11 protein-coding genes are annotated in these 12,935 nt (G+C 43.0%); 4 read left to right on the top strand and 7 right to left on the bottom strand.

Annotated elements, in window-relative coordinates:
- Positions 1-133: 133 nt before the first annotated feature.
- The 6 genes from Q7S57_03415 to ruvB all read right to left on the bottom strand — a co-directional run bounded on the left by Q7S57_03415 (position 134) and on the right by ruvB (position 5,216).
- A complete protein-coding gene (locus Q7S57_03415) occupies positions 134-589 on the bottom strand; it encodes a lamin tail domain-containing protein (GenBank protein ID MDO8512299.1) in 456 nt (151 codons plus the stop codon).
- A gap of 185 nt (positions 590-774) precedes the next feature.
- Complete coding sequence (queA, locus tag Q7S57_03410) at positions 775-1,818, bottom strand: tRNA preQ1(34) S-adenosylmethionine ribosyltransferase-isomerase QueA (GenBank protein MDO8512298.1); 1,044 nt, start codon at positions 1,816-1,818, stop codon at positions 775-777.
- A 429-nt stretch (positions 1,819-2,247) separates the two neighbouring features.
- On the bottom strand, positions 2,248-2,781 hold the full coding sequence (locus tag Q7S57_03405; protein ID MDO8512297.1) for a hypothetical protein: 534 nt from the start codon (positions 2,779-2,781) through the stop codon (positions 2,248-2,250).
- 278 nt (positions 2,782-3,059) lie between these two features.
- Positions 3,060-3,692, bottom strand: a complete 633-nt coding sequence (locus tag Q7S57_03400; protein MDO8512296.1) for a PH domain-containing protein — start codon at positions 3,690-3,692, stop codon at positions 3,060-3,062.
- Positions 3,693-3,926 (bottom strand): hypothetical protein, encoded by a 234-nt coding sequence (locus tag Q7S57_03395; GenBank protein ID MDO8512295.1) that lies wholly within the window; start codon positions 3,924-3,926, stop codon positions 3,693-3,695.
- Positions 3,927-4,175: 249 nt separating this feature from the next.
- Positions 4,176-5,216, bottom strand: coding sequence for a Holliday junction branch migration DNA helicase RuvB (gene ruvB / locus Q7S57_03390; GenBank protein ID MDO8512294.1), 1,041 nt, complete (start codon positions 5,214-5,216; stop codon positions 4,176-4,178).
- A gap of 255 nt (positions 5,217-5,471) precedes the next feature.
- On the opposite strand from ruvB, the gene Q7S57_03385 reads away from it, so the two are divergent.
- The 3 genes from Q7S57_03385 to Q7S57_03375 all read left to right on the top strand — a co-directional run bounded on the left by Q7S57_03385 (position 5,472) and on the right by Q7S57_03375 (position 8,628).
- Complete coding sequence (locus Q7S57_03385; GenBank protein MDO8512293.1) at positions 5,472-5,900, top strand: hypothetical protein; 429 nt, start codon at positions 5,472-5,474, stop codon at positions 5,898-5,900.
- A gap of 698 nt (positions 5,901-6,598) precedes the next feature.
- On the top strand, positions 6,599-7,750 hold the full coding sequence (locus Q7S57_03380) for a Vms1/Ankzf1 family peptidyl-tRNA hydrolase (GenBank protein MDO8512292.1): 1,152 nt from the start codon (positions 6,599-6,601) through the stop codon (positions 7,748-7,750).
- A gap of 26 nt (positions 7,751-7,776) precedes the next feature.
- Positions 7,777-8,628: a hypothetical protein gene (locus Q7S57_03375; GenBank protein MDO8512291.1), complete on the top strand. Its 852-nt coding sequence runs from the start codon at positions 7,777-7,779 to the stop codon at positions 8,626-8,628.
- A gap of 18 nt (positions 8,629-8,646) precedes the next feature.
- On the opposite strand, the gene lnt is transcribed toward Q7S57_03375, so the two are convergent.
- The gene (gene lnt, locus Q7S57_03370; protein MDO8512290.1) at positions 8,647-10,206 is read right to left on the bottom strand and encodes an apolipoprotein N-acyltransferase; all 1,560 of its coding nucleotides are present in this window, start codon (positions 10,204-10,206) and stop codon (positions 8,647-8,649) included.
- A 223-nt stretch (positions 10,207-10,429) separates the two neighbouring features.
- On the opposite strand from lnt, the gene Q7S57_03365 reads away from it, so the two are divergent.
- A partial coding sequence (locus tag Q7S57_03365) for a hypothetical protein (protein ID MDO8512289.1) occupies positions 10,430-12,935 on the top strand: 2,506 nt, incomplete at its 3' end.

Genomic DNA, 12,935 nt, shown 5'->3' with positions numbered 1-12,935 from the left:
AGTGAACTTTTAGATCATATTTGCTGTGGGTGGTAGTACGGTAATGCAACATACCTCGTACTGTAGACTAAACGATCGTTAAGCTGAAGCCTCCGCCTAAAGGCGGGGGATTCTCGACCCTCCCCGTGGATGATTATTGATTTTCCGCACCGGGTGTAAGAATTGTTGTCCAAGCGAAAGAACCATCCGACTTTAGCGCAAAAGAAGAACCTTCCGGTGCATTAACATAAGCCAACTCTGTTAATAATGTTTTATCTGCTTTTAATATGCGTGCGACTTCTCCTCCATTCGTTAAACTAAGCCGCGTCTTTTCTGAATAAAAAGCTAAATATTCGCCGGCTAAAATTTTTGTACCACTCACAAAAGGATAAGCAGTACTAGGGCCACTACCTTCCGCATCATCCAAATACAAACCGGTCAAATCAACGTCCAAAGATCCCAAATTATGTATTTCAATAAATTCATATAAACCATCGTCACCAACAGGGCTCGGCAACACCTCACTTATTACAAGATCACTATCAACGGCGGAAACGCTAAAGGCTGGTAAAAACAGCCCAACAACCATAATCCACAGCCACTTATGCATATGAATAAAATACTGGAACCGTTCGGAATTATCAATTTTCAATGACCAATTATCAATTAATTATCAAATTCCAATTTTCAAACAACGACGTCGTTTTGATAATTAAGTAATTGCCTGCCAACCGAAGCTTTAGCGAAGGTTGGATAATTATTTGAAAATTGCAAAATTGATAATTGAAAATTAGTTCACTCTATCCACATCGCGTCGCCGAAAGAGAAGAAGCGATATTTGTTTTTCACCGCTTCGTTGTAAAGAGAAAGCGTTTCGTCCACTGTACCAATAAACGTAGCGACGAGCGCGAGAAGCGAAGATTTTGGCAAATGAAAATTTGTTAACAATGCATCGACAACTTTAAATTTATAACCCGGGGTAATAAATAAGCTTGTATCGCCCACAAAACTTTTTATCGTTCCATCTTGGTTTGCCACCGATTCTAAAACACGCAACGTGGTGGTTCCAACGGCCACAATTCTTTTTCCCGCTTTTTTTGCCTCGTTTATTCGCACGGCTGTTTCTTCAGAAACGTATATTTTTTCCGCATGAATTTTGTGATCTTCCAGATTTTCACTGCGCACCGGTCTGAATGTTCCTAGCCCCACGTCCAAAACAACTTTTTCGATTTGCACACCTTTTTGTTTTAGTTTTTCCAGAAGTGCTGTTGTTAAATGGAACCCCGCTGTTGGCGCCGCCACGGAACGCCTTTCTTTCGGATCCGCGTACACGGTTTCATAATCTTGCGCCACTGGTTCGGTGTGAATATATGGCGGAACCGGAACGTGTCCTTGTTGCGCCAAAAAAGCATCAAACTTTTCCGGATTACTTGAAAAAGTAATATAAAAAGTTCCGTCGTCGTTGGCCTTATCAATTGTCGCCGCCACACCTTCGGTGAAAATTATGCGCTCGCCAATTTTTACGTGGCCACGTACCAGTGCCTGCCATCGCTGGGGCGATTCCAAGAATCTGTCCCCTACACGTTGCACTAAAAATATTTCTCTACTGCTTCCAGTGCGGGTGAGTCGTCCATAAAGTCGCGCCCGCAACACACTCGTGACATTCAAAACTAAACAATCATTGGGTGTAAAAAAGTTTGGCAAATCGGACACATGTAAATGTTGTCGAGTTTTATTGGCACGATTAATAGCCAACAATTTCGCTGACTCCCGCGGTACGACCGGAGTCTGCGCAATTTGTTCTTCGGGTAGGATGTAATCTAAATCTGCGGTTTTCATGATGTAGGAGTTGTACACTAAAAGCACCGTCTCCTCAACAACATCCCGCCTTCAGGCGAGGCTCGCCCCGAGTCACACGCAAAACATGGTTCGAGGTAGGTATTAGCGCGTTTTTTTCGTCCGTCTTTGCGAGCCATCGCTATCAAGCGAGGCAGACCCTGCGAGGGTTGTCAATAAAGCAATCTCCCGCAAATTCAATCGTACGAATACCGGAGATTGCCGCGCCTTGCCCATCCTCACGGATGGTCAATGGCTCGCAAAGACACGGAACGCGTTGACTGTAATACCCACTATTGCGTGTGATCCCTCGCCCCGATGGGCGGCCCCCTTCGCCAAGGCTACGGGGGATTGATTTTCTTTATCAAGAAAATCAAAAAAACCGCCGATGTTATTCGACGGGGTGGACGATAACTCTGGAACGCGGCGCAATCACTCTTCGGAAATCGGTCCGACACACTCTTCCCAGGTGGCGCGGAATGTTTCTTCTGGAATCAACTTCCGAAAGTAAGTTGTTTTATATGTCAAACTTTCAAGTTTTCCAATCCTGACCCCAACCGCGATCTCGTGTTCTCTATAAAAAATTCTGAAATCGCTGTCTGCTATTTTATGTCCCGCCCAATAATCGACGATATTATTAGAAAAAATAAGCGTGAGTGCCGCTTTTTTGGGGATCATTTTGAGAAATTGAGCCCAAAAACTATCCAATGCCTTCTCTGAACCTCCATCATCACCAAAGAGACCGCCACTCAAAACAACGCTTCCTTTCACCTTTAGCGGATACTCCTCTTTAATGGAAAAGAAACCCCCCAAAATAACAACATCAAGGAAAACTTGAATGTCCGTGCGACCGATACCGGAAATGCCAATTTGGGAATCCCTAACATTGATAGCAACTGAAAATCTCGCTTTCCCAATTTCTCCATATAGTCGCCGCACCAACTTTTCCGCTTTTGCACGTTCCATGAATATTCTCCTTGTTTTCAGTGAACAAACCAACACCCAAACGCACCAAATTCAGAACAGTGAAATGTACCACTGGTGCAGGTTTAAGTCAATATTTTATTTTTTAACAAAGCACTTCAAACGCAAAATCTGAACCAAGATTTTGTATCTAGTATTTAGTATATGGTATATGAAAAAGAGAAAGCTTTGTGCGCTCCATATACTAAATACCAAATACTATATACAAATATTGATCCGGACATTGCTGAATCTTTTAACAAAAACCACAAATACCACCTCTACTTATGCAGTTTCCCCTCAAACAACGGACCCTCTCCGTCGCGACGGCTTTCTGTGTCCAGCGTCTGCGCTTCTCCGTCAAATTTGCGAACGCCATCTTCGTACGCCTGAAAAATAATTCTCTTCACGCCTTCCGGATTAGGCACCTGTTCAAAAACAAAACGTTCTTGTTCACCGGCGGTTTGAATGTTTACGTTGCCATAATTCAAGAATGTTGGAAGTATCCCCTGTACAGTACTCGTCACATCCTGCACGCGCACGATTCGCTGTTCGGCCACTACGTGTCGAAAAAGAGAAATTTGTAGAATATCGATAATACGCTCGCTGGTGACAATCCAAACATCCAAATAGTAATCAACCAGCGCCGCAAAAAAGAATAGCCACATCATAAGATAGTAGGCGCTAAAGAACATAACAATTATCCCCTCCCATGGTGTCCCCTGGATCCATCCTAATAATTGCGCCGGAACAAGGGCGTAAATGCCAATCGGAATCGCCATTAGTACTATAAACATAACGGCATTAAGAAACATCACAAACCAATGCCGGCGTAAAAAAGCCAACAACACCTCATCGTCGTGGTAACCGCCGGGAATCTTGAAGAACAGTTGTTTTGCTTTTAAGTCATGCATTTAGATTTGGAAAAAAGAAAACAACGGACCGCTCCAATTTACTTGCGCCAAATAAATAAATATCGTAAACAATAACAGAATCGAAACACCGACAAAAACCGCTACCAAAATAAGCGAGCTTGTCTTATTCAAAGAAAACTCAAACAAATGATAAACCAAAAAGAAACCGTAAATGACAAAAAACAGAAGAACGATGGCGAAGAGGAGAGAGGCGACGAGAAGAACGGGACTCATAACAACATTTTAACACAACTGTGTTTTTTTTGTTTTTACAAAAGAAAATACTCAAAAATTATCAATTTTCAATAACCAATTATCAATTAATGATCAATGTTCAAACTCCAATTTTCTCCGCCAGTTGGCGGACAACGGCGTCGTTTTGATAATTGAACAATTGATAATTAATTGAAAATTGGGAATTGATAATTGAAAATTAAAAGTCAATGACTTTCATGAGACTTCTTTATCTTTTTATTCCCTGATCTAAATCAGTTTGTTTTGTCCGACTTTTTGTTCCCTGCCCAGATGTTTATAAGCCATCTCCGTGGCAATGCGCCCCCGTGGCGTGCGCTGGATCATTCCCAGTTGCATCAAATATGGTTCATACACACTTTCCAATGTTTCTACTTCCTCGTGCACGGCGGCCGCCATTGTTTCCACCCCCACCGGTCCGCCCTGAAACACATCAATAATAATTGCCAAAATCTGCCGGTCTGTTTGATCCATCCCCAAATGATCCACTTCCAACATATCCAAAGTTTTTTGAACGACAGTCATCGAAAGATCCGTTTGATCCATCACTTGCGCCAAATCACGCGTCCGTTTTAAAAGACGATTGGCAATGCGCGGTGTACCGCGACTGCAATGTGCCAGCTTATCCGCCGCCTCGCTCCCCAAATTAACACCCAGAATTCGCGCCGAGCGTTTGAGAATAGTCATCAGGTGGGATGGTTCATAAAACTGCAATCGATGCGCCACGCCAAACCGATCACGCAGTGGTGCGGTGAGCGAACCAATACGGGTTGTCGCGCCAACGATTGTAAAATGCGGTAACGTCAAACGGACGGTTTTCGCGGCCGGGCCCTGCCCCAAAACCACATCCAAAACAAAATCTTCCATCGCCGAATAAAGCGTTTCTTCGACAGTGCGATGCAAACGATGAATTTCGTCGATGAACAAAATGTCGTTTTCTTCGAGATTGGTAAGAATAGCACCAAGGTCTCCCGCTTTTTCAATCGCCGGCCCGGAAGTGATACGCAAATTCACGCCCATTTCTTTGGCAAGAATCATCGCCAAAGTTGTTTTGCCTAACCCAGGAGGCCCGGAAAACAAAACATGTTCCAGGGGTTCATTTCGTTTTTTCGCCGCCGCGATAAAAATATCGAGATGTTTTTTGATACCGTCTTGCCCCACAAAGTCCCGCAAAGATGACGGCCGAAGCGTAGCATCCGCCTCATCTTCTTCCCGCTCCGCTTCGGGCGCGAGAACAGGGGCTTCTGTTTCCTCAATTTCTTCAGTTTCCATACGTTAATAGTACACCAAAACGGCCTATGTATTTGTTAAAACCCCAAAACCCAATGACCAATGTCCAACAAAATCCTAATCACTTAAATTCCAAAACGCTACCGTTTTAGTCATTAAAAATTTAGGATTTTGTTGGGATTTGGGGTTTGAACATTGGGTTTTAGGTTGTGCTTGCTTTTTTCTCCACCCTGAACTATATTATCAAGTCGTTCAGTTTGGATTGTTCCATTTCAGTCTCAAAAAAGGAGCTACAAAATGTTACGTTTCTTGAAATTATTTTGGCTAAACAATTGGCCATTATTAATGTTTACAGTTGTGGTTGGAACTGCCTTTTTCTTGGTTTCGAAACCCACAGACAAATCATTATCCAAGAAAACAACCACCACGGAACCGCAAAAACCCACCGAAAAAGAGAACCTCGCTGTGTTCGCAAAAAACGAACCCATCGCAACTATTCTCAACGTGGAAGATAAAGGCGTCGAATTTGGCAAAATGCTTGTGTTTGTCACGGCGGAAGCCAATGGTAAGCGAATCTTTTACCAGTTCGGAGCGGAACCCAGAAACATCCGATTCGAAACCGACGAAAGCCCAATCTTTGCGAAAGGCGACCGCGCGAAAGTGAAAATCGTCGACGGCCGACTCGTGCTTGAGCGCATCAAAGACGTGGCCACCCCGTCGCCGTGAAACAAGCTCGCACCCCCCCCCCAGCCGCGCACCCCGCGGCTTTTTTTATTGTTCTTCGCAAAGAACAATAATCCCCCGTAGCTCATCAGAGCGAAGGGTGGATATTTTCATTATTTTGCCGACCAATCAGTGACCGACCCAGACCGCTGGGACGGTCCCTGATTGAACGCGTGTCAACACCTCTTGACAAGATTCCGGCTATAGTGTAAGCTGGAAAGTCAATAAGCTCCGAATTGGATAAAAACTGCTTTTGACCTCGGTTTCCAAGGGGAAACAGTGCAATTTCTGGCATTATTAACAATTTATTAGCGAGCGTCGTTATTCCTGTAGGCAATGCTTCGGGGGTTTCTACCCAGATCGGGTAAATTGGCTTTTAGCGAATTTACTCCTCGGTAATTTCTCTCTGTTGTCTACAGAAATAACGGCACTTGAAATTCGAAAACAGCTACCGTACTTGGTGGCTGTTTTTATATTATCAATTGCGTATTTCTGGAGTAAAAAATCCCAAAACCCAAATTCCAATGACCAAAAAATCCTAATTTTCTAAAACCCAAATACGACGTACTTGATCATTTGAATTTAGGATTTTGTTGGGATTTGGGGTTTGGTCATTGGGATTTATTAAAACTAATTTCCACAACACAGGCCAATATCCATCTTTGTAATATCTCTCCGCAAGAAGTAAAATAACGAAGCACATGTTCACAAAGAATGAATTAAAACAGTTAGAAACCAACGGCAAGCTTCGCGCCCCCGTCTTAAGTCTCTATCTTAACCTCGATAAAAAAACACCCGAAGGACAACACTATCTCGCCGAACTGCGCCGTGTTTTGAGCATCGCCAACAAACAAATCGTCACTAGCCACAAAGAAGCGGGAAAATTACAGAAACAACTGCATGAATTAATTTTACCGCGACTACTCGATTTTATTGACGAAAAGGTATTGCCATACGGCACTATTCGCGCCATCGCCATGTTCGCCTCGCTTGACGAAAAACAGACACGACGCAACCAAGACATCGTTATTTATACTTTGCCTCGTCCCGTTCGTTCCCAATCCCACGTCGATAATAATCCCTACGTCCGTCCGCTTTTGTTTTTATTGGATCAATACGAACAGTACGCCATCGTAATTGCCAACAAAAACAGTGCGCATTTTTATCTAGTCGCAATGGGAGAAATTGAACAGTCCGCCGAATTCATTAACGATATTCCAAATCGTTCCAAACAGGGCGGTTGGTCACAAAAAAGATACGAACATCGAGTAGACAATGCCATCGAAAAACACATTCAACGCGTCACCAAACATTTAGTCAAACAAATCGCCAATACCGATGTAAAACGAATTGTTTTGGGTGGCGACCCCGACATTCTTTATTTATTTAAGAAAAATCTACCCGACCGTGAACAAAAAATGGTCATCGGACATATTCCGGCTAAAACGAATGAACCCTCCACCGAAACACTTGAGAGAACGTTGAAAATTGCCGCCTCGGCCGAAAGAGCAAGTGAAAAAAACGCTGTGCTTGAGCTTCGCAACGCACTCGCCCACCCAAACAAAGCCACAGCCGGCCTCCAAAATACTCTAAAAGCCATCAATGAAAATCGCGTCCAAAAATTACTCCTCATCCAAGGTTTTCATTCTCCGGGTTCATGGTGCACAAATTGCCACACCCTTTCATTGCCCCAAATTCGTTGCTCAAACTGCCAAAATGTCACGAAACCTGTCGAAGATATTTTGGAGCAGGCCGCCGAAAAAGTTTTTCTGGAGGACGGTGTTGTGGAATTCGTGGATGAAAATATCGATCTGACTGCTTTGGGTAGCGTCGGCGCCCTCTTGCGCTATTAAACATCGACACTCTAGACTGTCTCCTTATGACGCGCCTTACAAAAAAGAGCCTTTTCGCCACAATCGTCTTGTTGGCACTTTTTTTAACCGTCCTATTGCGCAACGAACCCAAACTGCAAACTCCGTTAATCAATATGGAAATTGAAAACGCAGTCCCGAAAAATACGACAATAATCAGCAACGTTCCTATTATTAAAGACGAACTCAAAGACAACGTCACCAAGGGCAACTACATTCTCCAGGGAAACATTGTGATCCCTGAAGGTAAAACGGTGCAAGTTGAACCGGACACCGTATTTTACGCCAATCGCGACGCCAAAATAACCGTACACGGCAAACTCATAGCCAATAACGTAACTTGGCAATCCAACCAGGCTTACAACCAACGCCGTTATTGGTACGGCCTTACTGCGGAAAATAATGGGGAAATCAATTTGGAAAACTGCCAAATCCAAGACGCGACAACGGCTGTGACAACACTAAACGGAGGCAAAGCGACAATTTCCGGCGTGTTTACTAATAATGTTGTGGGCGTGTCTGTTTTAGAAAAAGGAAAGGTAAAAATTCAAAACCTCCAAATAAACGAAGGAACAGTGGGTATCCTCACACTTGGCGGCAATACAGCCATAAACAATGCAACTTTTACGGGACTAACCGATGGCCTAAGAATTTTCCACGACAGTATGATTTCAATTAACAAACCAACGTTCACGCGCATCCAAAGAAACACTGTCCGTTATTTGGCGGAACCAAATATTACAATCACAAACATAATCGACAACTCCGCATCTTCCCCCACGCAAATCTTCGACGGAAAAAATCAACCAACGCATCTCTGGCAAGGCAAAGAATATAAAACCGGAATCGTTTCTATTTAGACCTCGTCCGTAAATAAGTTATTGGGTAATTTCTATTGTGGAAGGGATAAAAGACAAAATCACACCCAAAAGTCCGCATAAAACACAGAAATAAGAAAACACATCACCATACGCGGTATAAAAACTTTTTTGGTTTCTCTTTTCTATCGTTGTTGGAATTATATGACTATTATTTTCAGAAGATACGGTTATGGTTCTGCCAAAAGCATCCACTGCTCCGGAAATTCCGTCATTATTGGCAACAATAATATCCCTTCTGTTTTCCACCGCCCTAAAATAATTAACGGCAAAATGTTGGGATATTATCGTATCATTCGCCAGTAAACTATCATTACCGATTGATACAATAAACTCCGCGCCTTTATTCACAATCCTTCTGGCATAGTCTTGGTATAAATTTTCATTACAAATAATAACCGCTATTTTACCAAGGGGGGTGTTTAGCAATTTATTTTTTTCTCCTTGGACGTATCTTGAATTTGCGTTTCCCACATTTATCGCGCCAATTTTTCTACCTGTTTCAAAAAAAGTCATCAAGTGAAATTTGTCATACCTATCCAACATAAGACCGGCGGGTGAAAAAAATAATGCCGAGTTGAAATATTTACTCTTTTCTGAATTTGCATATGAAGGCATCCCTATAAGATGAAAAGCACCGGTTGGATTAGTTATTTTTAATGATGCTTCTACCAAGTCGTCCCCGCCTTCTATTGCCCATGGTATGGCGGTTTCTGTCCAAACTATTAAATTCGGATTTTCCGCGACTGCTTTTTTGTTTAAATCCAAATATGTACCAGAAATAAAATTGGCCACTTTTTCTTTATTTTGCCATTTGACCCTTGAATCGATGTCTCCATCAAGTATTACGGCTTTTACCATATTCGCCTTATTTTCGCTTATTTTTGGTGCTTTAAAATCAATAATCCAAACTCCATAGAAAAGACAAACGGCAAAAATTACTATGCCAAATATCGCCTCTTTCGCCTTCCTGTTTTCCCAAAGACGATATAAACACAAATTTACCAACACCACCAAAAAAGATACTCCAAATACACCGGTAAACGCGGACACTTGAATAATACGTACATTATTCCATTGAGTGTGCCCTAAAAAGTCATATGTAAACGGAAATCCTTGAAATAATAAATATTGCACAAACTCAAGCACTACCCATATTGCCGGGATAGAAATTATCCCAAGCAAATCGTTCCACAATCTTTTCTTTTTACCTGTTAAGTTTTTTTGAATAAAGCTATATAAAAGAAAAAATATTCCGATGGAAACAGCCGGATAAATAACGGCTATTATCCAAACCTCTATCCCCGGCAAAAGCGAATTGGAGATATTGAAAACGGAAAACGGAAGCCACCGCAAAAAACCTAAATTTGCCACCAGACCAAAAATCAAGCCCAAAACAAAAGTCTGCTTTAAGTTCTTGTTTTTCAAAGCAAAAAACATTGGAATAAGCGCCACCCACGCCAATGGCCACACATTAAAATTAGGAAAGGCAAATACTACTAATACTCCCGACAATACCGAGAGCAGAATACTTTTTTTGTGAATTATGAAATCAAGCACAAAGAGTTTTAAAATACCAAAAACCCTAAAAGCTAATTTTTTCACAAGTACCACCTACACAAAAATTCATATTTTTCAATAATTATTTTATCACGCAAGACGCCATCGGCCTACACCACCCCCAACTATTTCACAATCAAAAAAATATATTTTCATTCTCTGTGTTTGTGCTATAGTAATAAAGAACTAATATCTCACAACCAACATCAATATGCGCAACACGATGAAAAGATTATTTATTCCAACCGTACTCGCTTTTACGGCAGTAGCCGGTCTGGCTTTTCTTGCGTATTCCGCACCCAAAGCCAAGGCGGTTGAAGCAACGCCATTATCTGTAACGACCCCTTCCTCTCCTGCTACAGTCGCTCCTGTTAGTCAATCTTCATCTCCCGACGTGGCAGCGAGTGGTCTGGCTATCACTAATACAAACGGTGTCCTTTCCGGCACGTTTACAATGACAAATACAACCGGTTCCATTGTGACGGGTGTTAATTATGAGATTCTTTTGTTAAGTGAAGCGCCGGTTATTCCTGTTGGCAAAATGATTGTAGACTCGCCGATTGTTTTTGAACGTGTTTTACAAAGCAAGGGAATTACGCTTAACCCGAAAGAAGCGAAAAAAGAAACTGTTTCCTACAAACTTCCTCCGGTCGATAAGGGTGACTACCGCATCAGAGTAAGCCTTCTCTCCGCCAATGGACGCGGCTATGGTTGGGATACAGTCAATTTTACAAATAACAATGTTGGGACAGGCGCTTTTCCATTTTTAGCCACAAAATCTGTTAATGTAAAATCAACAGACCCGGTAAGTGGTGTTGAGGCTGGAACCTGGAGAGCCAACGACGGCGTCAATGTTGAACCGGGGCAGGAATTTTCTATCACACTAAATGAAAACAATACATCTAAAACGGGAATTAGTGGCAAATTAGTACTGACAACAAAGAAAGACCTAACCACAAACCCAACGACAAAAACTGTTGATTTAGGTATATCCACTTTTGAAGCAAAATCGGATAATGATTTCAACCTCCCTATCGTCGCCGAAAAAACCCCGGGGTCATATCTCAACACCATCGCCCTCTACGATGAAAACAATGAAAAAATTTCTATGGAGGCACAGTTCCGCTATGTTGTTAAAGGTCCATCAGCTTCGATTACCAACGTCACGCTTGATAATTACAAAGACGGGGTTGCCGAAATTAGTTTTGGCGTCGCCGGTTCTACGGATAGAACAAGCGTGATTGATGGAACCGTTACAGCCTCAATTATCAAAGACGGCACCACCTGTTCCACGACCTCCAACCCAATAAAACTAGACATCAACGAAAGCACCTCCGGAAAAGTTAAAATGGCTACAGGCCCATGCGCACCGGCAGAAAAGCCGACACTGAATCTCAAGGTGCAAAGCAAAGACGGAACAGTGTTGGACGACTATTCGATTACCCTCCCCCCATTAGCAAAACTTGCTACAAAAATTAACACCACCCCCGTCACTCCTCCGGCAAATCCCGGCCAATCAACCGCATTAATTGTTTTAGCAGTCCTCGCCATCCTATTATTGGCAGTTATCGGCTTCTATTTTTACTACAAAAAGAATAAGGCGGGTACGATTGGAACAATCGGCACGCTTTTGTTGATGTTGGCGATTGTGTCTTTGATGGGGGCGCGACAAAGTTCGGCAAGCGGAACTGATCCGGTTCCTACACCCACACCCGCCTTATTTAAACTTGATGCCTCATGGTATGGCTTTGGTGGCACTTCAACAACTTCTGATGCTTGGAATGTTGTTATTAATCGCCCGATACACGACTCAACACAAGCATATGGTTCCGTGTCTTACGAAGCTGCTGTGACTTGGACCGTCTGCGCCAACAACGAGTACCACATGAATCATGAGGTTTATTTCAAAAACACTGGCGGTAAAAAAATAATCGAAGATCTACCGGCAGAACGGACATATACGCAAAATGTAACCGGGTGGGTAGATGTTGAAAACATGAACCTGCCCGCGGCCGAATGGACAGCCGTCGGCAACCAGAACCTTGGAAGCGGTGGGGCTTTCTACCACGAGTGGTATGATTCTTTTTCAAGAACATATGTCGCCACCATTCCAATGGCAGGACCGTATGTGTCAAATGACAATACGCTTGTTTCTCGAAACATTTATAAGGTTGGTGCGTTAACAAACAGGTACCAACTTTATAACATTGTTCGCCTCATAACTTGGGTGAATTTTACGCCACCAACACATCCCGTTACTTGTACAATAACACCCCAAACGCCCCCAGTAACCGGCACCGTTGTAGGCTCCCCCATAAGCCTCACCGCAATCGGTGGCAACCCAGTTCTCCCAGACTCAGAGTATAGATGGGCGGACATTGACCCTATTCTTGCCAACCGAGGAACTTTCACAGAAACACTAGGAGGAACGACAACCTACACACCGAATTCACCAGGAACAAAACAAATTCGTGTCTGGAGAGGCACCCAAGTTTCTGTTACGCCATGCTCATTCACTGTTACGCAACCAGCACCAGTGCCAATAGCACTTTCCTGTACCACATCACCATCTTCATTGGTTGTGGGTACTACAACACCGGCAACACTTTCAGCTATCGGTGGAACACCAGCGAAAAAATATCGCTGGTTCTCTGATAATCTTTCGGACACCTTTTCTTCCGCGGTTGGCGCGACAACAACCCTGTTGCCAAAGAGACAGCCGGGTACAA

Source organism: bacterium (assembly GCA_030647555.1).
GTDB lineage: Bacteria > Patescibacteriota > Andersenbacteria > UBA10190 > CAIZMI01 > CAIZMI01.
This window is presented reverse-complemented; position numbering and strand designations above follow the sequence as displayed.